17 protein-coding genes, 2 tRNA genes and 2 pseudogenes are annotated in these 25,806 nt (G+C 43.0%); 15 read left to right on the top strand and 6 right to left on the bottom strand.

The window, feature by feature from the left end:
- Positions 1–141: 141 nt before the first annotated feature.
- Positions 142–2,640, bottom strand: a pseudogene (locus tag OCV57_RS03635) (type I restriction-modification system subunit M).
- Positions 2,641–2,757: 117 nt separating this feature from the next.
- Between OCV57_RS03635 and OCV57_RS03640 the strand changes: the two are divergent.
- Positions 2,758–3,306 (top strand): annotated as a pseudogene (locus tag OCV57_RS03640) (restriction endonuclease subunit S); the annotation flags it as partial.
- Between the two features lie 802 nt (positions 3,307–4,108).
- Here OCV57_RS03640 and OCV57_RS03645 read toward each other — a convergent pair.
- Complete coding sequence (locus OCV57_RS03645; protein WP_022286572.1) at positions 4,109–4,846, bottom strand: sigma-70 family RNA polymerase sigma factor; 738 nt, start codon at positions 4,844–4,846, stop codon at positions 4,109–4,111.
- Positions 4,843–5,994 (bottom strand): DUF6076 domain-containing protein, encoded by a 1,152-nt coding sequence (locus OCV57_RS03650; protein WP_022286571.1) that lies wholly within the window; start codon positions 5,992–5,994, stop codon positions 4,843–4,845. Before OCV57_RS03650 ends, OCV57_RS03645 begins: the two co-directional genes overlap by 4 nt.
- A gap of 590 nt (positions 5,995–6,584) precedes the next feature.
- Here OCV57_RS03650 and OCV57_RS03655 point away from each other — a divergent pair.
- The 5 genes from OCV57_RS03655 (at position 6,585) to OCV57_RS03675 (ending at position 11,457) form a co-directional block, all read left to right on the top strand.
- Complete coding sequence (locus OCV57_RS03655; RefSeq protein WP_022286570.1) at positions 6,585–8,402, top strand: DUF927 domain-containing protein; 1,818 nt, start codon at positions 6,585–6,587, stop codon at positions 8,400–8,402.
- 375 nt (positions 8,403–8,777) lie between these two features.
- Positions 8,778–9,185 carry a hypothetical protein gene (locus tag OCV57_RS03660; protein WP_022286569.1) on the top strand — a complete coding sequence of 136 codons (408 nt, stop codon included), beginning with the start codon at positions 8,778–8,780 and terminating at the stop codon, positions 9,183–9,185.
- A 2-nt stretch (positions 9,186–9,187) separates the two neighbouring features.
- A complete protein-coding gene (locus OCV57_RS03665) occupies positions 9,188–9,601 on the top strand; it encodes a hypothetical protein (RefSeq protein ID WP_117924401.1) in 414 nt (137 codons plus the stop codon).
- 261 nt (positions 9,602–9,862) lie between these two features.
- Positions 9,863–10,057, top strand: coding sequence for a helix-turn-helix domain-containing protein (locus OCV57_RS03670; RefSeq protein WP_022286567.1), 195 nt, complete (start codon positions 9,863–9,865; stop codon positions 10,055–10,057).
- A 125-nt stretch (positions 10,058–10,182) separates the two neighbouring features.
- On the top strand, positions 10,183–11,457 hold the full coding sequence (locus OCV57_RS03675) for a site-specific integrase (protein WP_022286566.1): 1,275 nt from the start codon (positions 10,183–10,185) through the stop codon (positions 11,455–11,457).
- Positions 11,458–11,621: 164 nt separating this feature from the next.
- Here the strand turns inward: OCV57_RS03675 and OCV57_RS03680 are convergent.
- Together OCV57_RS03680 and OCV57_RS03685 are read right to left on the bottom strand one after the other, a co-directional pair.
- Positions 11,622–11,696 (bottom strand) — tRNA-Glu (locus OCV57_RS03680).
- A 21-nt stretch (positions 11,697–11,717) separates the two neighbouring features.
- A tRNA-Met gene (locus OCV57_RS03685) sits at positions 11,718–11,794 on the bottom strand.
- A 301-nt stretch (positions 11,795–12,095) separates the two neighbouring features.
- On the opposite strand from OCV57_RS03685, the gene ppk1 reads away from it, so the two are divergent.
- The 4 genes from ppk1 (at position 12,096) to proS (ending at position 17,023) form a co-directional block, all read left to right on the top strand.
- Positions 12,096–14,156: a polyphosphate kinase 1 gene (ppk1, locus tag OCV57_RS03690; protein ID WP_267300463.1), complete on the top strand. Its 2,061-nt coding sequence runs from the start codon at positions 12,096–12,098 to the stop codon at positions 14,154–14,156.
- A complete protein-coding gene (locus OCV57_RS03695) occupies positions 14,153–15,067 on the top strand; it encodes a magnesium transporter CorA family protein (protein WP_267300464.1) in 915 nt (304 codons plus the stop codon). The genes ppk1 and OCV57_RS03695 overlap by 4 nt, the downstream gene beginning before the upstream one ends.
- A gap of 149 nt (positions 15,068–15,216) precedes the next feature.
- A complete protein-coding gene (locus OCV57_RS03700; RefSeq protein WP_267300466.1) occupies positions 15,217–15,555 on the top strand; it encodes a hypothetical protein in 339 nt (112 codons plus the stop codon).
- 25 nt (positions 15,556–15,580) lie between these two features.
- Positions 15,581–17,023: a proline--tRNA ligase gene (gene proS, locus OCV57_RS03705; RefSeq protein WP_267300467.1), complete on the top strand. Its 1,443-nt coding sequence runs from the start codon at positions 15,581–15,583 to the stop codon at positions 17,021–17,023.
- Between the two features lie 76 nt (positions 17,024–17,099).
- On the opposite strand, the gene OCV57_RS03710 is transcribed toward proS, so the two are convergent.
- On the bottom strand, positions 17,100–18,125 hold the full coding sequence (locus OCV57_RS03710; protein ID WP_051706290.1) for a CPBP family intramembrane glutamic endopeptidase: 1,026 nt from the start codon (positions 18,123–18,125) through the stop codon (positions 17,100–17,102).
- Positions 18,126–18,377: 252 nt separating this feature from the next.
- On the opposite strand from OCV57_RS03710, the gene htpG reads away from it, so the two are divergent.
- From htpG to ptsP, 5 genes are all read left to right on the top strand, one after another.
- The gene (htpG, locus tag OCV57_RS03715) at positions 18,378–20,267 is read left to right on the top strand and encodes a molecular chaperone HtpG (protein WP_118160568.1); all 1,890 of its coding nucleotides are present in this window, start codon (positions 18,378–18,380) and stop codon (positions 20,265–20,267) included.
- Positions 20,268–20,601: 334 nt separating this feature from the next.
- Positions 20,602–21,438 (top strand): PRD domain-containing protein, encoded by an 837-nt coding sequence (locus tag OCV57_RS03720; RefSeq protein WP_267300470.1) that lies wholly within the window; start codon positions 20,602–20,604, stop codon positions 21,436–21,438.
- A 108-nt stretch (positions 21,439–21,546) separates the two neighbouring features.
- Positions 21,547–23,700, top strand: coding sequence for a PTS sugar transporter subunit IIABC (locus OCV57_RS03725; protein WP_267300471.1), 2,154 nt, complete (start codon positions 21,547–21,549; stop codon positions 23,698–23,700).
- Positions 23,701–23,719: 19 nt separating this feature from the next.
- A complete protein-coding gene (locus OCV57_RS03730; RefSeq protein WP_267300472.1) occupies positions 23,720–23,968 on the top strand; it encodes an HPr family phosphocarrier protein in 249 nt (82 codons plus the stop codon).
- A 133-nt stretch (positions 23,969–24,101) separates the two neighbouring features.
- Entirely contained in the window at positions 24,102–25,736 is a 1,635-nt protein-coding gene (gene ptsP / locus OCV57_RS03735; RefSeq protein WP_267300473.1) for a phosphoenolpyruvate--protein phosphotransferase, read from the top strand.
- Positions 25,737–25,806 lie beyond the last annotated feature (70 nt).

A 25,806-nucleotide genomic window follows, 5' to 3' on the forward strand; every position in this document is an offset into this window, starting at 1 on the left:
GGTACTCCGCTTGACTGCCATTCTTCTTTATGAACTCTTGAAGCAGACCTAATTTCAGTCAATTCCGAGAACTTACGCTGTTCCCAAGTATCAGTGAAATCCTTGAATCTTATTGCTGGAACGTTCGATTTTTTCGTCATTTTACACACCTCCCAGCAGTTTTTTCAGTTCTGCCAGACCTTGCATATCAAAATCGTTGCCGACTAAATCGTCAATCATTGTACAAAGTGATTTTTCGGTCTCTTTGATTTCTTCGTCAACCTCTTCAAAAGTGGTTTCATATTTCTTGGAAAGCACCTCAAGCTTTGAAATCAACTCGTTTACAATATTAACGGGTAGCTTAAAAAGCTCGGTCACAACAGGGGTGATCCATTTTGCTTTCAGGAATTCTCTGATCTGCTCGTCGGTCAGCTGTTCGATCGCCGCCTTTGTTTTTATAATCAAAGCCGCATTGTCTTCCTTGATTTGCTTTTTCAAAGTCTTTTCCTCTTTGGCAAGATCGGTATATTTCTTGAGTACAGCAATGATCTCGTCTTCAACATCTCTCACCTTTATTGACTTTTTAACCTCCGCCGCAACAAAAGCAGTTTTGTCATCATTTACGAAAGCCCTTGACTTGTCCTCTTCGCTAAGTCCGTCAAGCAGTTTCTCATATTCGGATGCAATTTTGGAGAGCCTTGTTTCATATTCATTCAGCTTTGAAAGTTCATCGAAAAAATACGCAGACTGAACAAGACCGAACGGAATAACGTGTCCTATCCAGCCTTCCTGAACTTCGATTTCTTTATTGTCTTTCCTCTTGATAACCATATTGGGATCGACCTGTCTTGCAGCACCAAATCCCTCTGTCTGAATGATTTCAAGGTCAATTGCGATTCTGCTCCACTCGTTATCAAGTATCTGGTAAGCCTCATAAACGTCCACTAGAGGAATGTCAGCAAGTCTTGCAAAAATATTGTCAGAAAGAGTGCTTTCTTCCTTAGATGTGTTAATTGCGGTCTGGTCACAGCCGATCAGTTCATCATAAAGATAAGTATCAAGATCTGCAAAAGCTGTTTCAAACAAGCTTGCAAAGCCGGTTACATCGGAATGTTCGTGTACAGCCTTTTTTATGTCCTCTACAGAAAAGTGGACATACTCCGCACCGTTATCACCAAACAGCGCACTTCTCAGGTTCGGAAAAGCATTCCAATAAGTCGAAAGTCCATCAAGCTCTTTGGCAGGAATTCCACCGAACATAGACGCATAAATATCCCAGCTTTCAGCATTCTCGGAAGAATCCACATAACGTGGGATGTTCAGGTTATAATCATTTTTTCTGATTTCTTCACGGCTGACAGTCCTTGAAAACTTGTCCACATTCTTGCGTGCACTTACGGTATCAACAATACGCTTAATATCAGATGAACGCAGTTTGTTGTTCTTTCCAATCTTTTCAAAGCCTTTTGATGCGTCAATAATCAGAACGTCGTTGCAGTCGCCACGCTGTTGCTTCAGAACCATAATGATTGTCGGTATACCCGTTCCAAAGAATATATTTGCAGGGAGTCCGATAATTGTGTCGATCTGGTTCTTCTCGATAAGGTTCTTACGGATTTCACCTTACTCACCGCCACGGAACAGAACGCCATGTGGCAGAACAATTGTCATAATTCCATCGGGTTTGATATGATACAAATCATGCAGTAAAAACGCATAGTCCGCCTTGCTCTTTGGTGCAAGACCGTATTCACTATATCTAGGATCGGAGTCCTTTCCTTCGGGATTCCACGGCTGAGAGTATGGCGGATTTGAAACAACGGCGTCAACACGCAGTACAGGCGGATAGCTGTCCAAATCAATCGGCCAGTCATCTTCAAGGGTGTCCGCATTTCTTGTAAAGATGTTTGCCGGTGTAATTCCGCGCATTACGAGATTCATTCTTGTCAAGTTGTATGTATTCTCTTTCAACTCCTGCGCATAATACTGAACCTGCTCGCTATCCATATATTTTGCGGCACTGCGTCCAATATTTATAAGGAGTGAGCCTGAACCGGAGGTTGGGTCATATATAGCAATATTTTCCTTGCTTTTAAGGTGATTTGCAACGATTTCGGACATAAGCAGCGACACCTCGTGCGGAGTATAGAATTCGCCTGCCTTTTTTCCTGCGTTCGCTGCAAAATTGGAAATCAGATACTCATAGATGAAACCAAGCACGTCATATCCCTGTCTTTCATCCATCGGGATATCCTTTATCAGTCCAAGCAAGTCACTGATTGCCTTTGTTCTTGCACCGCTTGTCTCACCTAGTTTAGAAAGTCCGGTCTGCAAAGTATCAAAAATCTTGTCAAAAACTTTTCTGTGAGTGCTGTCAATCAGACGGTCAAACGCCGATAATGCATCTGTAATGTTGGAAACATCGAAATCTTTGCCTTTTTTCAGCCAAGTTGAAAAAAGATTTTCATATGAAATAAAATAGCCTATATTCTTCTTGCACTGTTCGACAATGTCGGTATCTTCCTCAACGAGTTCGGACAGATCTGCATCTTCCCAGTCATTCTTTTTCAGATACTCAACTTCCTTATCGGAAAGAAATTTATAAAAAATAAAGCCAAGAATATAGTCCTTGTACTCATTCGCCTCAATTTTGGAGCGCATTTTATTTGCTTACTCCCATATTTTGTTTGCAAGTTGCTGTTTATTCATAGTTTCCTCCTAAATATATATTTTTAAGTGTTTTTATAGCCGTGCTTATTAGCTGACGCTTGGGAACAGCGTAAGTTCTCGGAATTGACTGAAATTAGGTCTGCTTCAAGAGTTCATAAAGAAGAATGGCAGTCAAGCGGAGTACCATTTTATAGGTCAAGTGATGTTATGGCTGCATTAAATGGAACAGAAAATGAAAAGGCATTTATCTCAGAAGAACTATATGAAAAACTGTCAGCCGTATCCGGTAAATTAGAAAAGGGAGATATACTTGTAACTGGCGGTGGTTCTGTTGGAAAGCCTTATATAGTGCCAAATAACGAGCCTTTATATACAAAAGATGCTGACTTATTATGGGTAAAAAACAATGAGAAATTAGTTCCGTATTTTATTTATACGTTCTTCTTTTCACCTGCTTTTTCAGATTATCTTAATAGTGTCTCTCATGTTGGAACAATCGCACATTATACAATTACTCAACTTGAAGAAACTCCGATAACGCTCCCTTGTGTATCAGAGCAACAGAAAATCGGAGACTATTTCCGCAACATCGACTCCCTTATCACCCTTCATCAGCGTAAGCTTGAAAAAGTCATTTTTGCATTCATTTCATTGTAGCATACTTTTCATATTTTTTCAATATATGTTTACATTTTTTAACGTAAATGTAACACACACCTGCCTTTAACAGTGGCTAAAACGCCAGTTGAACAGTAAAATGATTCTAATTTATCACTTCTCCCCAAATCCACCACTCAATTTTCATCACATCTGCCACTACCATTCCACGAATAATTGTGATATACCGTACTTCCAAACCAATCACGGAGGTATCAAAAATGAACTATATAAAAGACCTTTACTACGGCAATTTAGGCTTTTCGACGCAAAAATTCGGGACAATTCGCAGTATGCCAAGCTGATGAAAACCGAGGCTGATCTGTATGACCAGATAATCAAAATTCTCGGAGATGAAAACGGTGAACTGCTCAAAAAGATATGTGACACCCAGTTTTAGCTTAACGATGTAATGTCCGTGGATAACTACTCAGCCGGATTCCGTGACGGCGAAAAGCTGATGATTGACGTGCTCCTCGGCAAGAATGAAAATCTGAGTAAGGTGTAGCTCTCCGTCAAAATCTGCCGTACAAAGCTTACATTCTCGCAAGTGCCGTAAAACCCGCACTTTATGAGTAATACCACGCCTCAAAAAAAGCATACAATAGCGTACAAGCGTACTACAGCCACTCCGTTGTAATATGCTTGTTTGTTTTGTGTTATGCAAATGTAATGCGAGCCGAAACCTCGCAAAACGCTGAGAATACTGGGCAAATAGCTCTTTGTAATGCGGTAATACGGAGCAAAAATGGAGTACGCATACTACCTGAATTCCCATTCTGGAAACTCGATAGAACATAGGTCAGTCAATATACTCTTTCAACTTTTTCAGAGCCGACTTAACGCCCTTTTCCACCGTGCCGGCGTTAACGCAGAACTCCTCCCCAATTTGTTCAAAGGTCTGCGGAGCGCACCCGATGCCAAAATACATTCGGATATATTCCGCTTGCCGATGACTTAGAATGTCGTCCAGACTGTCCGCCAACAGCATGGCAAAAGCCTGATTTTCCTGCTCCAGCATTAGATCTTCGGGATTCAGACAATCGGACCTAAGCTTATCTTCAAGCTTGTCATCCTGCATACCCTCACCACTTTCAAGCATTGATTGGTACTCATCAATGCTTGTTTTCTCTTTTGTGCTTAAAATCAGCAACTCCTCGGATTTGTCCGCTGATATTTTGAGTATTTGACTTACGATTTCAATAAGTTCGGATGTGTTGCTTTCGGCATTGGCTGAAACGATTTTCCTCACCTTTCCTATCTGCTTGTTCAAATAAGGCGAAATACTCACCGTATCGAGAATAAAGCGGAGTTCTTCGAGCATTTTCAACTTAACACCCTTACAGGCATATGTCCAAAAAGGCACACCGCTGTTCTCGTCAAAGGTCTTCGACTGCTCAATCAGTGAAATGTAGCCGACCTTCTGCAAGTCCTCAAAAGCCTCAAATGCAAGATTGTATGATTTTGCAAGAGAATGTGCAAGTGCGTATACGTTGCGGTAATTATCCTGAATCAGCTGTTCATTTGTGTTCTTGGTCATTGTTCTTCCCCGATATTTAATGTCTTGTAAAGCGTGTGCTTTTCAAAAAGCTCTTCGAGCGTTTTGTACGTTATCAGATTTCCATTCTCGTCACTTTTGCCCCGAATTGCCTTGTCACGCATGGTTTCAAGGTAGTGCAGAATTTTGTCGTAATCCGCATCCGAAATACTTCCTCGGAATTTCTGCTGATAATATTTGTTCCTCGCCTTGTGGTAGGTCTGGATAATCGGATTGTTCTCAGCCTTTTCCTTGTGCTTGTTTTTCGCGCCAGTCTGACGGCAGGTTCTGTTGGGATTTTCGGGAGACTTTTCATTGCAGTAAAACGTCTTGTAGCTGTCAGTCGCAAGGAAAAAACGTCCGCAGTGGTGACAGCGAAAAGGCGCTCTGCCGTGCTGCATTCCTCTGAAAAAATCGTATTGAATAACGCTTTGCGCATTATGAAATTCGCAGGTATCAACCACCCATGTCTTGTCTTTATCATCGGGATCAATCATTCCCGAAACGCCGATATTTACGTCCATGGTTTCACGAACTCTTGCCTTTTCATAGTACGGCACGCTCGCCATCAGCTCACTCGAAAGTGTGGAATATTCGTTAAACGCACCCCACGCAATCGCATAGTTGCTTTCGTCACGTTTCTTAAGCCGTGTAAAATATTCATCTGACATTTCGGCTATGCAGCAGGCGATTATGTAAAGCCCAATCCCGTACCCCGAAAACAACTTTTTGTACCTCTCATACTCCGCAAACTCCTCCGACGTCATATCATACAGCCTGCCGTAGAAAGCCTTGCTCTTCATTATTTCGGCACGCTGTTTTTCTTTTTTCAGGTCAATATTCACATAGCAGTACGGTGGTAAAGTCACCGCAATTTGTTCGATTTCGATTATGCGGTCAACAAATTCCGTCATAGTCTGCTCGTTTTTCATCGCCATATTATTATCTGCAAACCCCGCAAAAGAGACGGTTAAGTCATAAATCTTTTTCATATCCTCAGCTTTCATATTCAGCAGAGCCGTTGTGATTTCGCCAACCTTCAAAGCTATTTTTGTTGTGAAAATTCTATTCTTGTGAATAAGAAAATAGAAATTAAAAAAGCTGTCGTCGGGCATATCGTAATTCGGATTGTTTGAAATTGCATTGTTCATGTCAAGTACCCCTCAAAAGTGTATCTATAGGTCAGCTCTAAAATCCTATGCCGCAGATGTGCGGTGGAGGTTTTTAGCGGTGACCTGTATTTATTATATCACACTTTTTCAGATTTGTGGTAACTTTTATTGTACAATTGATATAAGCATTTGAAACCATGTAGTGAATGGATTTTTTGCCTGTAATGCGATTTGATAAATTAGAAAAAATTCGCCTAATTAATATACAGAGCGAATGATTGACGGAATCTTGAAAATTGAATAATCGGTAACCGAATACGTTATTTCTGACGGAGGGGTGATGAACTGTTCCAGCTGCTGAAGATGTACGCCATGACTTTTGTATTTCAAAACGAGCGACAAATACAATCTTCAACCTGCATCTAGCAACTGCAGTTGGCGATGAAAATCAGAAACGGATACTTACGTTTCAGCTTGCTGACATTGCACGTTCTCGAGCGTGATACCAACCGTCGCAAGCAATAGGAACGCTGCTCTATGAGCCTGATAAGCTGTCGGGCGTTCGGCTAATGTTTGAAAGCGCAGGACACACCACAACAACTACATAAATTAAAAAAGGAGTGATGCCAATGTCAGAAATCATGACAGAAGGAAAAAAAGCAAAACTGATTGATGAAACAGTCTACAATTATCCCTACGTTGTTAAAAGCAATTGCCTTTATGAAATGGTTCAGGTGAAAGATCAGGTCGTTCCAATGAAACTTGCAGACTTTGTTCCCACACTTATTTCGGAAATCACCAGAGATGACGGCACAGAGCAAAAGAAAATGTTCAAGGTCGGTGCGGTTCACAAGTCGGGAATTAAACTGTCGGAGCAGATTGTTTCCGCAGACGAAATGCAAAACATGAAATGGCTCTTAAACCGCTGGGGTGCATTGGGTGCTGCACAGCCTAAGCAAAACGTGCTAAGTAAAATCTGCCACGCAATTATGTTAACGAAAGGTGAGGTGAAATTTGAAACTATGTATCTCCAAACTGGTTGGAAGAAGATAAACGGTGAGTATGTGTTCCTGATGCCGACGCAGAACAGTCCGTTTACCGTTGAACTGCAGGGCAAGCTGAAAAACTATTCTTTCACTGAAAAGGGTTCGCAGGAGGACTTGATTTACTTGTCTGCAATGCTTGAAAACAGTTTTGCACCGCAGTGTGTTATGCTACCGCTGCTGGCGGTAACGTTTCTGTGTCCGCTCAATCACTTTCTGAAAAGTGCAGGCTGTGAGCCAAAGTTTGTGACTGCGCTGATTGGTAAGACGGGTAGTCGTAAATCCACACTTGCAGCGCTGTTCCTTTCGTTCTTCGGAAAGTTTTCAGCAAGCGACCTACCGATGTCATTCCACGACACAGCGAATAGCATTTTGAGCAACATATACTATTTAAAAGACGTGTTGACTTGCATTGACGATTTTCATCCGAGCGGAATGTTTCACGAACAGGAGATGAAAAGCATTGCGCAGAATATTTCGCGATACTACGGTGATAGAATTGGTCGTGCGCGACTAAATTCAAAAGCGGAGTTACAATCTTCAAAACCGCCTACAGGCAATGCAATTATCACAGCGGAGTACACTCCTGAAATTTCCGTGTCGGGTTCGGCGAGATACTTCAATATTGAACTTAATGAAAACGATGTTCAGCTTGATGACCTGTCAGAATATCAGCAGTTAGCAAATGACGGAGTGCTGTGTGGGATTATGCAAAGCTACATTGAGTGGATTAAAAATGTGTATCTTGATGATGAAAGTGCTTTTGTAAAAACACTCGAAGATGTGTTTTTGAAATACCGCAAGTTTTATCTGGACAGGCTGTGTGCAAACAGAATTAAGTTTCACAACCGCACACCCGACATGCTTGCACACTTGAAAATCGGGTTTGCATTTCTGCTTGTGTTTCTTAAATCGAAAAATCAAATCAACAAGTCGGAGCTTGATAAATTTGAAAAGGTGTTCGACGAGATCGTTTTGAAAGCTGTGTCTGCAAACGCAGAAATCATCGAGCTTGAAAATCCGACCACTCGCTTCTGTGAGAAGCTGAAAAGTCTGCTGGACAGCGGCAGGTGCTATGTAGAAACAAAAGGGCTTGACTCCACGCCCCGTCAGAGAAACTGCATCGGCTTGCAGGACGATGAGCACTACTACCTGTTCGCAGACACAACACACTCCGAGGTGCGAAAGCTGTGCGCCGAGCAGGGCGAGCATTTTTCTATTAGCAAAAATGAGCTACTCCGTCAGCTTCGTAAAGAGGGCTTGCTGCTGTCAAGGACAAGCCGCAACACGGTCTCGGTCAGGGATAACTCCAACACAGTAGTGAATGTGGCGATGCTGAATAAGCTAAAGATGGAAGAACGGCTATCGGGCGATTTGTACCGCCCCACAGCCGAGGTCGGATAGTTTAACCAACGAGCCAACAAAACGCCGCTGTGAGCGATTTGTCGGCGTTTGTGAGCGAGGTACAGCAAGATATTTTTTGCAGAAGGAAGATGAGAAAAATGGAGTAAAATCGGCTGTCGGCATATTGCACGGGCCGGGTAAATTCCAAGCGGTTATGACGTAGAGGAATAAGATTGCAGGTTAAAGCGGCGGGGTCGCCGCATTCACAGCGGACGGCAAAGCCGACCGCAATTGCGAGCTTTTGGGCAAGGTCTTGTGCAGTATTTTAGGGGGTTGTGGTTTTGGGGTGTGTTACCATAAGAGGGCAACGCTGCGAAATCACGACCGAAATATCAGCGAAAGAACAAAGTCGAACAGTATTAAGGAGGCGTTTCCATGGCGAACAAAGAAAAACAAGCGGTGTGGCTCTACCCGGAAGTAAAAGAACTGCTGACCACTCATATGGCGGCAGCAAATGCAAAGTCGCAGAGCGATTTTATTGAAAAAGCGATAAGGTTTTATGCAGGATATCTTGATTGTAATTCGGAGAATATGACAGAGTATCTCGGTGAAACGGTATCAGCTGTCATTGACGGGATCGTAAAAGGCAGTGAGCAGCGTATCAGCAGAGCATTGTTCAAGCTGGCGGTGCAGTCTGCAATACAGTCGCACATACTTGCGGCGGTGACAGATGTCGATGAAACCGATGTCGGTAAGCTGTACGGAATGTGTACTGAAGATGTGCGCAGGACAAACGGCATTATTGATTTCAGAAATGCCTACAAATATCAGAAGGAGGATTGACCTTGGATAAAATCAGAACAGGGATTTATGTGTCCGGTGATGTGCTTGCAGAGTGTGATGATTATTGTACAAAGCAGGACATCAGCCGCTCGGAACTGATAGAGCAGGCACTGAAATTGTTTCTTGCGACAAGAACTATCTATACCAAGAGTAATGTTCTTGTGCCGGAGCTTGCGGAGTGCATTGCTCAGGCAAGCGATGAAGGCATAACAAAAATATCAAAAGGCTTGTTCAGATATGCAGTCGAGGTTGAAATGCTGATAGCTATTCTCGCAGGCGTCTTTGAGGTTAGCAAGAACGAGTTGAAGGACATCAGGCGCGAGGCGGTCAACAATGTCAGACGCACAAGAGGGAAAATCAATCTTGATGATCTGATAACAAGAAACTTTGATGAGGGTATAGCCGATGATGAATAATCTGAACAAGCATCGATAGAGTAACGGAACGTGACGAGGTCTCCGATGAGTGGACGAATCCTTACCTCATATTAAGTTGTGTAACAAAACGTTGCTGTATGTCAGCTTTACTGACATGAGAACACGTAATATATTTCCGACATACCAAGGGTACAACATTTCACTGTACCCTTGAAAACACTATGAAAGGACAGCTGTAAAAATGAACATCACACATACCATAAGCAGAATTACCAAAACAACAAGGAGAGCGATAATACAATGGCAGAAAACAAAAACGAAACAAAGATCACCATGCTTACGATCAAGGAGGCGGCTGCTCTTGTAAACGGCATGACCGAGTACAGAGTACGTCAGATGTGCATCAACGATCAAATTCCGCACATAATGGCCGGCAGAAAGTATCTCATTAACAAAGATATTTTTCTGAACTATCTCCGTGGAAAAACATCGTAAGAAATTAGCTCATAGGAAAGATACAAGTATACGGCGGCGCATTTCTCTGGACTTTTCCACCGAGATGTGGTAAAATGTTGTCGGTAGAAATGCGCCATGGTTTTGAAACGGAGGTTTTAATATATATGGCGACTATTAGAAAGCGTCCCAATGGGACTTACGAAATAAAGGTATCATGCGGCTACGGCGTAGACGGTAAGCAGCGCAACCAGTACAAGAGCTACAAACCTGAGCCTGGTATGACACCTCGGCAGATCGAAAAGGAGGTGCAGCGTCAAGCAATACTTTTCGAGGAGGACTGCAAGCGAGGACAGATAACTGCGGCAGTCAAGTTTGAGACATTTGCCGAACAGTGGTTTGAAGAATATGCAAAGGTCAATCTGCGTTCCACATCATATTCGAGAATGAAACAACTCACCAAACGCATATACCCAGCACTTGGTCATAAAAGACTTGACAAAATAACGAGTCGAGATATTCAGAAATTTGTGACTGACTTGCTTATCAACGGCAAGAACATGAACAACGGAAAGCCGCTGTCACGCAAAACAGCGGTGCATCATCTCAGCCTTATCAGCGATGTGTTCAGCTACGCTATCCGTATGGGAATGCTGACTGACAACCCTTGCAGACGGGTGGTTGTTCCAAAATCCGAGCAAGAGGAAAAGCAGATATATACGCTGGACGAGGTAAAAACACTCTACGAACATTTAAGGGACGAGCCTATGAAATACCAGGTGTACCTTCTGCTTTCGATATACAGCGGCTTCAGGCGCAGCGAAATGCTGGGATTGGAATGGAAAGATATCGACTTTGAGAACAGCCTGATCCATGTCCGCAGAACATCTCAGTATACAAAGGAAAAGGGCATATACACCGACACCACCAAGACGCGAAAGTCCAAGCGTGTGTCAAAGTTTCCACCGTCTATAATGAATCTGCTAAAGCAGTTCAAGACAGAGCAGGACAAGGAAGCGAAACAGCTCGGTACAAAATGGGAGGACCACGACAGGCTGTTCACCAAATGGAACGGCGCACCTATGAATCCGCAGACTCCCTTTGAGTGGCTTCAGGGCTACTGCGAGCGCATCGGAATACCGTTTCGAAATATTCACTCTCTACGTCACCTCCATGCCTCGCTATTGATTTTTGAGGGTGTGGACGTTGTAGCGGTGTCCGCAGATATGGGACATAGCGTTGTTGGAACGACCTTAAATTTATATTCCCATATGTTCCAAGAGGCGAGAGCACGCAACTGCGATGCGATAAGCAACGCTCTAAGCTTCACGAACGAGGTTAAAGCGAAAGAAGAAAAGCACTCCGAGGACAGCACAGAGGGCACCTACGAAGATGAGGACGAGCAGGAAGAAGAACAGTTCGGACAAGTTTTCGGGGCATAAAAATAACCGCAGGGCGCAAGCCTTGCGGGGTACATAGAACACAGCCAAGAGGTAGTCGAAAGCGGTTATTTTCAAAATAAGTGGCAGATAAGTGGTTGAGTGGATTTTAGGGAAAAATAAAAACTCAGAAACAACGCATTTACGCTGTTTCCGAGCATATGATTTGGTGACCCGTACGGGAATTGAACCCATGATTCCGCCGTGAAAGGGCGGCGTCTTAACCTCTTGACCAACGGGCCGATTTTTCGCTATGAGAAATGTGGTAGCGGTAACTGGATTTGAACCGGTGACACCCTGGGTATGAACCAAGTGCTCTAGCCAACTGAGCTATACCGCCATATGCGTTTCTCATAGCGACTTGATTATTATACACTATTTATGCCCCGTTGTCAACCTTTTTTGCGCAAAAAGTTTGGACTTTTTTGATTTTTGCCTTTTTGCACAGTATTATGCTTTTGCTAAAAAAGCAAATGCGTCATTTTGCATAATTTTTGTGTGCAGATACAATATAGAAAGTGTAAAATAAGAATATTTTACATGAATTTTGCTTAAAACTCTTTAACAGTTTGCTGTTTTGTGATATAATATATTAAATAAGTATAGGTGTTTTGATATCATAATAAAAGGAGTATGGCACAATGAAAAATGTGTTTATGAATAGAGAGCTGTCATGGCTGAAATTTAATGAAAGAGTCCTTGAGGAGGCTGAGCGTGAGTGCGTGCCACTCTGTGAAAGACTTTCTTTTGCTTCTATCTATCAGAGCAATCTGGACGAGTTCTTTATGGTTCGTGTAGGCTCGCTTACTGACCAGATGGAGGTCGATCCAGACAGTAGGGAAAATAAAACAAATATGACCGCTAAGGAACAGCTCAAAGCCGTTATCGCTAGAGTGGGTGAGCTTAACGAGCGTAAAAATAAGATTTACGCTGACCTTATGAAGAAAATAGCCGAGCAGGGCGTTGCTCTTGTTGATTTTTCCAAGCTTACAGCGGAGGAAAATTCTCAGTTGGAACAGTATTTTCTCAATCAGATAGCTCCGCTCCTGTCGCCTATGGTGGTGGGCAAAAGACAGCCTTTCCCTTTCCTTAAAAATAAGGATATCTATGCCGCAGTTGTCCTTGAAAGCAAAAATTCCAAGGAGAAGCTGGGCGTTATCTCCTGCGGAAGCGAGGTCTTCCCACGCCTTATAAAGGTCGGTTCAACAGGCAAGTATATGCTCTCTGAAGAGCTTATCCTCCACTATGTGCCTAAAATTTTCAAGGGATATACTGTCAAGTCAAAGTCACTTATAAGAGTTACAAGGAATGCTGATATCGACGCTGACGCACTTTACGACGAAGATCTTGATTACCGTGAGTTCATGGCTGACCTTATAAAGAAAAGAAAGCGTCTTGCACCTGTCAGACTGGAGCTTTCAAGGCAGCTTGATAACAATATCGTTGACCTGCTCTGCAAACAGCTTGAAGTGAATAAAAAATCTGTTTTCAGAAACAGCACTCCTCTTGATCTGTCATTCCTGTTCCAGATACAGGATATACTCAGACAGAAAACCGAGCTTTTCTATAAAAAGAGAGTTCCGCAGAGGTTTACTGCCTTTGACGATAACAAGCCGATCCTGCCGCAGATAAAAAAGAAAGACAGACTGCTTTCTTATCCTTTTGATAGCATAAAGCCTTTTATCAATATGCTCCGTGAGGCGGCTGACGATAAAAATGTTGTGTCTATAAAAATGACATTGTATCGTGTGGCAAAGCATAGTGAGGTGGTCGAAGCCCTTTGTGAAGCCGCAGAGAATGGCAAGGACGTTCTTGTATTGGTGGAGCTTAAGGCGAGATTTGATGAGGAAAATAATATCGAGTGGTCACGCCGACTTGAAAAGGCTGGCTGTACTGTTATCTATGGTCTGGAGGGCTATAAGGTACATTCAAAGCTTTGCCTTATCACAAAGCGTTCAGGCACAAAGACCGAGTATTATACTCAGATAGGCACTGGAAACTACAACGAGAAAACTTCAAGACTTTATACCGACCTGTCTGTTATGACCTGCAATAAGGACATCGCAAAGGACGCTATAGACGTGTTCAATGCTCTTGCTTCTGACGATACTGTAAAGAGCGTTGACAAGCTTCTTGTTGCACCGAATTGTCTGCAAAACAAGGTGCTTGATATGATAGACGAGCAGATAGCCATAGCACAATCAGGGGGAGAGGGCTATATAGGCGTGAAGATAAATTCTCTCACTGATAAGAAGATAATCGACAGATTTATTGAAGCTTCAAGAGCAGGTGTTAAGATAGACCTTGTGGTAAGAGGCATATGCTGTCTTATCCCAGGCGTTGAGGGCGAAACCGACAACATCAGGATAATAAGCATTGTAGGACGTTTTCTTGAACATTCCCGTATCTATATGTTTGGCAAGGGCGAGGAAAGAAAGATATATATTGCTTCTGCAGACTTTATGACAAGAAATACCCTCAGACGTGTTGAGGTCGCTACACCTATTCTTGACGAGGATATCAAGGCTCAGATAAGCATGATGTTCGACAAAATGCTTGCAGATAATTGTCAGGCAAGAGAGCTTGACTCTGACGGGGAATATACCCTTGTTTCAGACGGAAAAGAGCCGCTCAATTCTCAGGAATTTTTCTATGACCTTGCCTATGAAAGAGCTTCAAAGGCGGAGGTCGAGGATAAATGACAATATTTGCCCTGAAGGGTTCACTTGAAGAAATAACACCGGCACAGCTAAGCGAACAAACTTGCTCGGCTGTGTTTATTACCGACTCTGCTCACGCAGAGGAAACCCTCAGAACGGCGAACATAACCTACGAGGGCGTGATATCTCTGCGTGACGTTGTGTTCTGTAAGATAGAATCACAGCCGTTCTGTCTGGCAGGCACGCTTTCTATCCCCAAGCTTCTTGACATAAAGGGAAGCCGCCACAGGATACAGTTTTTTATCGACAACAAAAACATGGTGATAATAGACGATGAGGAGTTCTCGCTCAGGTTAGTCCAACGCATACAGAGAAGCAGGCATAATCAGGGAGAGAGCAGGGAGCATTTTATCTACAATTTTTTCAGCGAATTTATGCTCAGTGACACCGAGCTTCTTGCGGAACATGAGCAAAAGCTTATGGAGCTTGAGGAAAACGTAAACGATGGCAAGACGGACGATTTTCTTGAAACCATAACGCCTATCAGAAAAGAGCTTCTTATTTTGAGAAGCTACTATGATGAAATAATGGATCTGGGCAGAGAGCTTGAAGAGGACGAGAACGGCTTCTTTGAGAAAAAGCAGAAAAAATATTTCGGCACTATCTCAGACCGTGCCGACAGGCTCATGGGCAGAACTGTACATCTTCTTGAATATGCAACGCAGGTGCGAGACGCTTATCAGTCCCATGTCAATGCTCAGCAGAACAAGAATATGGAGTTTCTTACGGTCATATCCACTATATTTTTCCCTCTGACCCTTATCACAGGCTGGTATGGCATGAACTTTCAGAATATGCCCGAACTTAAAGAGGGGTATCCGGGTGTTATAGCCCTTAGTGTAATAGTAGTGATAGTGTGTATAATCTTTTTCAAACGAAAGAAAATGCTTTAAGGCGGACTTTGTTCCGCCTTTTTTTCGTGCTAAAGGTCAGAAATGGCGGTAAATTCATATTTCACCTCTTGAATTTGGATAATAATTGTGCTATAATAACTTTATATTTGCGAAAAGAGGTGACTTGTCTGAATAAAGAATTACTGCTATTGCTGTTGAAGCTGGCAGCAGGCTGTGTCGTAATAATGACCTTTATCGTCATTGCCTGCCTTATCACTCCAAAAATAGCACGATTTATTGAAAAACGTCACCCTGAGCTTGCCGAAAAGGACGATCCCGAAAGGGTGGACGGTGAGAATACAGGGAATGATCCTGAGAACTATAATGTACAGGGCATATTTGATAAGTCCCATATTGACGGCTGGGATCCTAACTATAAGATATATAACGAGGATATCTATGCTCTTAATTTTAAAAAGAAAAAGAAGAATGTCAGCAGTGAAGCTGTTAAAAAAGACGACGGCAACAAGAATAATGACAATGCCTGAATGATATAAGAAAGAGGTTTTATAAATGGCTAAGGATAAGAAAATGGTTGATGCGATAACCTCCATGGACGAGGATTTCGCAAAGTGGTATACTGATATATGTATGAAGGCTGAGCTTGTTTCATACACAAGCGTAAAGGGCTGTATGGTAATAAGACCTTACGGCTACGCAATATGGGAGAATATCCAACATATACTTGACACAAAGTTCAAGGAGCTTGGTCATGAAAATGTTTGTATGCCTATGTTTATCCCTGAGAGCCTGCTTCAGAAGGAGAAAGACCACGTTGAGGGCTTTGCACCTGAGGTAGCTTGGGTAACATACGGCGGAAGTGAAAAGCTTGAAGACAGACTTTGCGTAAGACCAACGTCTGAAACGCTTTTCTGCGAGCATTATGCTAATATAGTTCATTCCTACAGAGATCTTCCTAAGCTTTACAATCAGTGGGTATCTGTTGTACGTTGGGAAAAAACAACAAGACCATTTCTTCGTTCAAGAGAGTTCCTGTGGCAGGAGGGTCATACTATCCACGAGACACCTGAGGAGGCTATCGAGGAGACAGAGAGAATGCTCAACGTATACGCTGATTTTTGTGAGCAGCAGCTTGCTGTGCCGGTCGTAAAGGGCAGAAAGACAGAGAGCGACAAGTTCGCAGGTGCAGAAGCAACATATGCTATCGAGGCTCTTATGCACGACGGCAAGGCTTTGCAGGCAGGCACTTCGCATTACTTTGGCGATGGCTTTGCAAAGGCTTTCGATATCACTTATACTGGAAGAGATAATAAGCTTGCACACCCATTCCAGACATCATGGGGCGTTACGACAAGGCTTATCGGTGCAGTTATAATGACACACGGCGACGATAACGGACTTGTTCTGCCACCTGCTGTTGCACCTGTTCAGGTAGTTATCGTACCTATAGCACAGCACAAAGAGGGCGTTCTTGACAAGGCTAACGAGCTTTACAACACACTTAAAAATGCAGGCATAAGAGTTAAGCTCGACGATTCAGAGCAGTCACCTGGCTGGAAGTTTGCACAGTATGAGATGAAGGGCGTTCCTGTAAGACTTGAAATTGGTCCAAAGGATATTGAGAACGATCAGTGTGTGCTTGTTACAAGACACAACAGAGAAAAGGTATTCTGCAAGCTTGGTGAGCTTGTTGAAACAGTAAATGAAAGACTTCAGGCTGTTCATGATGGTCTTTATGCGAAGGCACTTGAAAACAGAGAAAGACGTACCTATGTTTGCAAGACACTTGACGAGATAACAAAGGCTCTTGAGGAAAAGGGCGACGGCTTTGTTAAGGCAATGTGGTGCGGCGACGAAGCTTGCGAGGATAAGGTAAAGGAACTCACAGGAGTAGGTTCAAGATGTATCCCGTTCGAGCAGGAAGAGATAGCAGATACCTGCGTATGCTGTGGAAAACCTGCGAAGCATATGGTGCTTTGGGGCAAGGCTTATTAATAGGCTTTTTGGATAAAAAATATCGGGTGGCTGTCAATTTGTTATTGGCAGTCACCCGTTTTTTTGTTTGTGATTTTTAGCTGTTTGCTTGGACAAGACTCTTTATTATCGGTATGATAAGGCAGAGCATATATACTATAGTGGCAGGGTTTGTAAAGACGTATCTGCGACATTCTTTCGGTGTAAGCACGTTTTCGCTGTCATCAATGATAAGCTTTTTAAGGCTTGTGAAAAGAACCATAAAGCCCACCAGACCTATGACTATCTCAGCAACGCTCATGAAGGTTTCATAGTGTTCAAGTCCTATCGCATCAGATATGGACGAGAAGTTTGCAAGCAGATTGTTTAGACAGTGTATTATAACTGTTGGCAGTATCGAGCCGCACTTTGCGGCGATAATAGCGTAAACAAGTCCCGTGCCGAATGCCGAAGCCGCCTGAGGGATATTTCCGTGCATAAGTCCGAATGCAAGTGCCGAGAAAAGCACCGCCGCACCCCTTCCGTATGGGCTTAGAGCCGTGAGGATCGCTCCACGGTAGATAAATTCCTCCACGATAGGGGCTATTATCACAACGTATGAGAACTGCACTATTACTGCAATGGCAGAGGGCTGATGAATGGAAAAATCGCTTGTGGGAACTGTCACTCCGTTTTGACCAAGTATACCCGTGAGGATAGATATGAGCTGTGACAGCAGAATGTTTATCACAAAGCAGGCTGAAAACCATTTTAACCCTTTTACTGCCGTGCCTTTTTTCGGCTTTATGAAGCTTGATTCTCGTTTTCGGAAAAGTATAGCAAAAACTATCCCAAAAACAAGCACGCTCATAAGAGTAATAAACAAATTTGCCGTCATGGAAAAAGTAGTTGAGCTTATAAAAGCGGTCTGCTTTTTCAGATAGCTGAGAACTGCCGAGTAGCTAAGAGTGATTTTTCCTGAGTGGTAAGTGTATGCAACGTAAAAGAATAACACTGCGAATATCCTATTTAGCAGGTTGTATAAAATGAGCAGAAGTGAAATTTTCACGCAATCTATAGTAAGAAGTTTCTTTTCCTGCTGTTTTTCAGGGGTCAGCAGAGAAACAGACTTTTTGGTAGTCAAATATTATTCCTCCCTTGTTCGGTCTTATCTATATATTATAACACACAACATGGTGCTTTTGCAAATGGTATTTTGTCAGGTATGTGATGAAATGTTATGGATTTGTAAATAAATAAGAGAAATTTTGTGATAACTATTGCATTTTATCAACCTTGTTGTATAATATAATTAGCACTCAGATAGATAGAGTGCTAATTATATGGAACAGTATTCAAAGAAAGTAAAATATTATTAAGGAAAGGTCGAGATTTTATGCAGACAAAAGAATTTAAGGCAGAATCCAAAAGACTGCTTGATATGATGATCAATTCGATCTACACTCATAAGGAGATTTTTCTCAGAGAGATAATCTCAAATGCAAGCGACGCTATTGATAAGCTGTATTTCAAGTCCCTGACAGACACTTCTGTGGGAATGAAAAAGAGCGACTTCGCTATCAATATCGCTATCGACAAGGAAAACAGAACGCTTACAGTTTCTGATAACGGCATCGGTATGACAGAGGAGGATCTTGAAAACAACCTTGGTACTATCGCAAACTCAGGCTCGTTCGCTTTCAAGAAAGACAATGACCTTGGGGACGATGTTGATATCATCGGTCAGTTCGGTGTAGGCTTCTATTCTACTTTTATGGTAGCAAAGGAAGTTACCGTTGTAACAAAGGCTTTCGGCAACGATCAGGCTTATAAGTGGACATCTGACGGTGTTGAGGGCTACACAATAGAAGAGTGTGACAAGCCTGACGGCGCCGGCACAACTATCACACTTAAACTCAAGGACGATACTGATGACGAGAAGTATTCAACATATCTTGATCAGTATCAGATACAGTCACTTGTAAAGAAATATTCTGACTACATCAGATTCCCTATCAGAATGGAAGTCGAGCATACTCATTATAATGAGGAGGGTAAAGAGCCTGAGGTACACAAGGCTATCGAAACTCTTAACAGCATGACCCCTATCTGGAAGAAGAACAAGAGCGAGCTAAAGGACGAGGATTACAACAACTTCTATATGGAGAAGTTCGGTGACTATGAGCCACCTGTTGCACATATCCATTCAAAGAACGAGGGCGTTGCAACATATGACGCACTGCTTTATATACCTGCCCGTGCGCCTTTTGACTATTACTCAAAGGACTATGAAAAGGGACTCCAGCTTTATTCAAGCGGTGTAATGATAATGGAAAAATGTGCAGACCTGCTTCCTGACTGGTTCAGCTTTGTAAAGGGCGTTGTTGACTCTGAGGATCTCTCACTGAACATCTCCCGTGAGCTTTTACAGCAGGACAGACAGCTCAAGATAATCGCAAAGAACCTTGAAAAGTCCATAAAGAACGAGCTTGCAAAGCTTCTGAAAAACGACCGTGAGAAGTATGAGAAGTTCTACAGCGTATTCGGGCTTCAGTTCAAGTTTGGCATTTATCAGTCATACGGCGCTGCAAACGAAACTCTGAAAGATCTCCTTATGTTCCCGTCCTCATTTGACGGCAAGAACGTTACACTCAAAGAGTATGTTTCAAGAATGAAAGAAGATCAGAAAGAGATCTACTATGCCTGCGGCGAAACAAAGGAAAGGATCGAAATGCTCCCTCAGCTTGAAAAGATCAAGGATAAGGGCTATGAAGTTCTTTACTTTACACAGGACGTTGACGAGTTCGCTATCAAGGTGATGATAAACTATGACGGCAAGCCTTTCAAGTCCATAAGCGACGCTGATCTCGACCTTGACACAGAGGAAGAAAAGGAAGAGGCTAAAAAGCTTGACGAAGAGAACAAGGATATGTTCACTTTCATGCAGGAAGCTATCGCTGACAAGGTAAAGACTGTCCGTCTTTCAAAGAAGCTTAAAACTCACCCTGTTTGTCTTTCATCAGACGGCAGCATAACTATCGAAATGGAGAAGGTACTCAACGCTATGCCTCAGAATGACGGCAATAAGGTAAAGGCTGAAAAGGCACTGGAGATAAATCCAAACCACCCTATCTTTGAAAAGCTGAAAGACCTCTATGCTAACGATAAGGACAAGCTGAAAGACTATGCAAAGCTTCTTTACGATCAGGCTTTGCTTATTGAGGGTATGTCTATCGACAACCCTGTTGAGTTTGCAAACCTTGTTTGCGAGCTTATGACAAAGTAATAAAGCTATACAGATACTCTCTTAACATACCGAAAGCCGTGGGAACAGCAGTGTTTCCACGGCTTTTTTGTGCTTTTCAGGCTGATAATTGTAGGTTTTATACAAAACAAAATAAGTTTATTTGTTAAAAAAACAGATTTGAAAAACAAATTTTATGTATGCTGTTGACAAATAAATATGGGTGTGTTAATATAATTATAGTGAAATTGATACATAACATCTTTTATTGGAGTGTTACCTTTCATTTATAGACTGGGCATGACCAACTTTGTACGGACATATTGTGTGAGTTCGTATTAAGGTTGGTTTTTTTGATTTTATAGGGGGATTTTTAATGAAAATAATCAAGGTGATAAATAATAACACCGTAAGCGTCATAGACGATAAAGGAAAAGAGCAGATAATCTCAGGCAAGGGGATAGGCTTCGGAAAGAAATACGGCGACGAGCCTGATAAGGATAAGATTCAGAAAATGTATCTTGTTACAGACTCAGAGCTTAGAAAAAGGCTTATCGAGTGCCTGACCGAGATACCATATGAGCATATAAAGCTTACGGCAGATCTTGTGGACTATATTTCTTCACATATCGACGGACAGCTAAACGAGTCGCTCATAATAACACTTTCAGACCACATCTCATTTGCCATTGAAAGAAAAAAGCAGGGACTTGAATTTGAAAACCCGCTTATGGACGCCATAAGCGACTGCTTCCCGAAAGAGCTTGCTCTTGGAAGATATTGTGTGGCGGAGATATATCAAAGGCTTGGCGTGGAGCTGAGGGGTGATGAAGCGGGCTTTATCGCAATGCACATCATAAACGCAAGGCTCGGCACAAAAATGGAACAGATACAGGATATCACTAAAATGGTGAACAGCTGTGCTGAGATAGCGGACGCTTGTCTGGCAGGGAAGATAAACAAGAACTCTGTTGCATATGAAAGATTTCTTGTGCATTTAAAATATCTTGCGAAAAGACTCTTCAAATCTCAGGAGCTTCCTAATGTTCTCAGCAGGGACGAGGAGTTCACTGATATCATAAAAAAGAAATTCAAAAAGCAGTATAAATGCGCAAAGCATATGCAGGATCATATTTTGAAGAATTATGCTAAAACTATATCGGAAGATGAAATGATAACTCTTTCGATTCATCTGAAGAAAATAAGCGGATAGGCATTGTTGCCACAGCTTATATATAATGTATTCGCTGCGGTATTATCATTAACGGTACCATAATGATAATTCAGCTGAGATAAATTGATCATGGAGGATATTATTATTATGAAGGATAAAATTTTCGGCGTATTGCAGCGTGTGGGACGCTCTTTCATGCTCCCTATCGCACTGCTGCCGGTGGCGGGTCTGCTTCTTGGAATAGGCAGTTCTTTCACCAATGCCACAACTATCGAAACCTATCATCTTGGCAAATTCATCTATGAGGGCGGTGTGCTTTACACTATACTCGACATAATGAGCAAAACGGGAAGCGCCGTTTTCGATAACCTTGCGCTTCTGTTTGCAATGGGCGTTGCTATCGGAATGGCAAAGAAGGAAAAAGAAGTCGCAGCCCTTTCGGGTGCTATCGCCTATATCGTAATGAACACCACCATCAGCGCACTTATCACCGCAAAGGGCGGCGTTGAGGCAATGGCAGAAAACTCCACAACGTCAGTGCTTGGTATCACCACGCTGCAAATGGGCGTTTTCGGCGGTATCCTTGTAGGACTTGGCGTTGCGGCACTGCACAACAAGTTCTATAAAACAGAACTTCCGCAGGTGCTCTCATTCTTCGGCGGAACAAGATTTGTTCCTATCGTTTCAACTGTCACATACCTTATCGTTGGTATCATAATGTTCTATCTGTGGCCTATCGTACAGCTTGGTATCTCAAAGCTTGGCGTGCTTGTGCTCAACTCAGGATATGCAGGCACTTGGATATACGGAATACTTGAACGTGCTCTTATCCCATTTGGACTTCATCACGTTTTCTATATGCCTTTCTGGCAGACAGAGCTTGGCGGCTCGATGATGATAGACGGCAACATGGTAGCAGGCGCACAGAACATCTTCTTTGCAGAGCTTGCTTCAAAGTCAACAGAAGTTTTCTCAGTATCGGCAACAAGATTTATGGCAGGAAAATTCCCGTTCATGATATTTGGTCTTCCTGCTGCAGCATTTGCAATGTACAAAACTGCTCGTCCTGAAAAGAAAAAGGTAGTAGGAAGCTTGCTTCTGTCAGCGGCTCTTACTTCAATGATTACAGGTATAACAGAGCCTTTGGAGTTCACATTTCTGTTTGTTGCTCCTCTTATGTACGCTGTTCATTGTGTATTGGCAGGACTTTCCTATATGCTTATGCACATTCTTAACGTTGGCGTTGGAATGACGTTCTCAGGCGGTCTTATAGACATGACCCTCTTCGGAATTTTGCAGGGCAACGCAAAGACCCACTGGATATGGATAGTTGTTGTTGGACTTATCTATGCGGTTGTTTACTACTTTGTGTTCTACTTTATGATAACAAAGATGAATCTTAAAACACCTGGCAGAGAGCCTGATGACGTTGAACCTAAGCTTTATCGCAGAAGCGACGTAAACGAGGCTAAGGCGGCAAAGGTAAAGAGCACAGACAAGAGGGCTTCAGACGTTGTAAGCGCAATGATACTCAAAGGTCTTGGGGGCAAGGAAAATCTTTCAGATGTTGACTGCTGTGCAACAAGACTTAGAGTTACAGTAAATGACGCCTCAAAGGTCATGGACGATATGCTCAAAGCCAGCGGTGCTTCAGGCGTTATCCACAAGGGCAACGGCGTTCAGGTCATTTACGGACCAAAGGTCTCAGTTATAAAATCAGATCTTGAGGATTTTATTGATTCACCATACAGCGACGACCCTGACAGCATTATCGGCACTGAGAAAGCTTCTGATAAAATAGAAGAAAAACCGCAGACCGAGGGTGCAGAAAACACAGAAACTAACGGCAAGACAATAACGCTTTACTCCCACATGAACGGCACTGCTGTTAAGCTTGAGGACGTTGAGGACGATGTGTTCTCACAAAAGATACTCGGCGAGGGCGCAGCCGTTGAGCCGTCAGAGGGCAAGCTTTACGCTCCATGCGACGGAAAGATAGACAGCGTTTTTGACACAAAGCATGCCGTAAATATGGTATCGGACGATGGAGTGGAGATACTTCTCCATATCGGTATCGACACTGTAAAGCTTGGCGGACAGTATTTTGAAGCCCATGTCAGCGACGGTCAGGAAGTTAAAAAAGGTGACCTGCTCATAAGCTTTGATATGGATAAGATAAAAGCCGCAGGCTATAAGGTGACAACGCCTTTGATAATAGGCAACACGGACGATTATGCGTCTGTTGAACCTGTTGCACAAAACAGCGTTTCGGCAGGAGATATGATCTTGAAGATAAAATAATTATTTGGAGGTATTCATCATGAAAACATTTAGCTACACTATCACAGACGAAATTGGTATCCACGCAAGACCGGCTGGACTTCTTGCAAAGAAAGCAAAGGAGTTCGAGAGCGTTTGCACTATCGAAAAGGGCGGAAAGAGCGTGAACATCACAAAGCTTATGGGTCTTGGCGTTAAGCAGGGCGATACTGTTACTGTTACCTGCGAGGGTGCAGACGAGGACAAGGCTTCCGAAGCACTCAAGGCATTTTTTGAGGAAACACTTTAATTATTATCTGTCAGCTGGGCGGTCAAAGCCGTCCAGCCGGCGGGACGTTTCTGCGGCATGTTCGCAGGGGCGTCCCATCGGCTGGAAAAAGCGTGAAAAATAATAAGATCTATGAGAAAAGGGGCGGATATTTATGACTAAGTATACAGGAAAAGGCGTTTACGGTGCGGTAGCAATGGGTAAGATCTCAGTATTCAAAAAGCAGGATACCGCTATAAAACGTATTCACACAGAAGACAGCGAGGGAGAAAAGAAGCGAGTTGCCAAAGCTAAGCAGGCAGCCACAGAACAGCTCCAGAGCATTTATGACAAGGCACTCAGGGAGGTGGGCGAAACAAATGCTCAGATCTTTGAGATACACATGATGATGCTTGAAGATGATGATTATAACGAGTCTATAGAGAATATCATTGACAGCCAGAAGGTCAACGCAGAATATGCAGTGGCAGTGACGGCAGACAACTTTGCGGAGATGTTTGCTTCTATGGACGATCCTTATATGCAGGCAAGAGCCGCAGATGTAAAGGATATTTCCAACAGGATCATCGCAAACCTCACGGGCAATGTCAGCGACGGCTCAGCAGGTGACGACAAGATGATAGTTTGTGCTGATGATCTTGCACCAAGCGAAACTATATCTCTTGATAAAGACAAGGTGCTTGCCTTCGTTACTGCACATGGCTCATCAAATTCACATACAGCTATCCTTGCAAGAAATATGAACATACCTGCGGTAATAGGCGTAGGAAGCAAATTCCTGTCAGAAATAAAGGACGGCGACTTTGCTATTGTTGACGGTTTTACAGGGGAGATTTTCGTTGACCCTGATGAAAAGACCACCGCTGAGCTTACCGCAAAGCAGAAAGCAGACGAGGAGAAAAAGCGTCTTTTGCAGACCCTCAAAGGCAAGGAGAATGTCACAAAGGACGGTAAAAAGATAAACATTTATGCAAATATCGGAAGCGTTGACAACATCGGTGCTGTGCTTCTCAATGACGCAGGAGGAATAGGTCTTTTCAGAAGCGAGTTTCTCTATCTTGAAAACTCAGATTTTCCTACAGAGGAACAGCAGTTTCATGCTTATAAGCGTGTTCTTGAGAGCATGGCAGGGAAAAAGGTCATCATAAGAACGCTCGATATCGGTGCTGACAAGCAGGTGGATTATTTCGGCCTGAAAAAAGAGGAAAACCCAGCTTTGGGATACAGAGCAATAAGAATTTGTCTTGCAAGACCTGAGATATTCAAAACTCAGCTCAGAGCGCTTTTCAGAGCTTCCGTATACGGCAATCTGGGCATAATGTTCCCTATGATAACAAGCGTTTCAGAGGTAGAAAAAGCCCTTGCTATGTGTGGTGAAGTCAAGGCTGAGCTTAAAGAACAGGGTATAACAGTTTCTGACAGCGTTGAGCTTGGCATCATGATAGAGACCCCTGCGGCGGCTATCATAAGCGATAAGCTTGCAAAGCTTGTGGACTTTTTCAGCGTTGGCACGAACGACCTCACTCAGTATACCCTTGCTTGCGACAGACAGAACCCTGATATAGAGCAGTTCTGCGACACTCACCATGAGGCCATACTTAGACTTATTGAAATGTCTGCAGAAAATGCCCACAAGAACGGCGCATGGATAGGTATATGCGGTGAGCTTGCGGCTGACACTACTCTCACAGAAACCTTCCTGAGAATGGGCATTGACGAGCTTTCAGTTTCTCCGACCTTTGTTCTTAAGGTAAGGGACGCTGTAAGAAATATTGATCTCTCCAAATAATTTCTCATAGATCTTCACACGAAGAACACACCCTCGTTCATATGGACGGGGGTGTGTTCTTTTATTTGAC

The sequence above is a fragment of the Hominimerdicola aceti genome, from assembly GCF_025567495.1.
GTDB classification, from domain to species: Bacteria; Bacillota; Clostridia; order Oscillospirales; family Ruminococcaceae; genus Hominimerdicola; species Hominimerdicola aceti.

Excerpts from the sequence above, each read along its gene's own strand:
- OCV57_RS03645 (WP_022286572.1), bottom strand. The coding sequence starts at position 4,846 with ATGACCAAGAACACAAATGAACAGCTGATTCAGGATAATTACCGCAAC.
- OCV57_RS03650 (WP_022286571.1), bottom strand. The coding sequence starts at position 5,994 with ATGAACAATGCAATTTCAAACAATCCGAATTACGATATGCCCGACGAC.
- OCV57_RS03655 (WP_022286570.1), top strand. The coding sequence starts at position 6,585 with ATGTCAGAAATCATGACAGAAGGAAAAAAAGCAAAACTGATTGATGAA.
- OCV57_RS03660 (WP_022286569.1), top strand. The coding sequence starts at position 8,778 with ATGGCGAACAAAGAAAAACAAGCGGTGTGGCTCTACCCGGAAGTAAAA.
- OCV57_RS03670 (WP_022286567.1), top strand. The coding sequence starts at position 9,863 with ATGGCAGAAAACAAAAACGAAACAAAGATCACCATGCTTACGATCAAG.
- OCV57_RS03675 (WP_022286566.1), top strand. The coding sequence starts at position 10,183 with ATGGCGACTATTAGAAAGCGTCCCAATGGGACTTACGAAATAAAGGTA.
- ppk1 (WP_267300463.1), top strand. The coding sequence starts at position 12,096 with ATGAAAAATGTGTTTATGAATAGAGAGCTGTCATGGCTGAAATTTAAT.
- OCV57_RS03695 (WP_267300464.1), top strand. The coding sequence starts at position 14,153 with ATGACAATATTTGCCCTGAAGGGTTCACTTGAAGAAATAACACCGGCA.
- proS (WP_267300467.1), top strand. The coding sequence starts at position 15,581 with ATGGCTAAGGATAAGAAAATGGTTGATGCGATAACCTCCATGGACGAG.
- htpG (WP_118160568.1), top strand. The coding sequence starts at position 18,378 with ATGCAGACAAAAGAATTTAAGGCAGAATCCAAAAGACTGCTTGATATG.
- OCV57_RS03720 (WP_267300470.1), top strand. The coding sequence starts at position 20,602 with ATGAAAATAATCAAGGTGATAAATAATAACACCGTAAGCGTCATAGAC.
- OCV57_RS03725 (WP_267300471.1), top strand. The coding sequence starts at position 21,547 with ATGAAGGATAAAATTTTCGGCGTATTGCAGCGTGTGGGACGCTCTTTC.
- OCV57_RS03730 (WP_267300472.1), top strand. The coding sequence starts at position 23,720 with ATGAAAACATTTAGCTACACTATCACAGACGAAATTGGTATCCACGCA.
- ptsP (WP_267300473.1), top strand. The coding sequence starts at position 24,102 with ATGACTAAGTATACAGGAAAAGGCGTTTACGGTGCGGTAGCAATGGGT.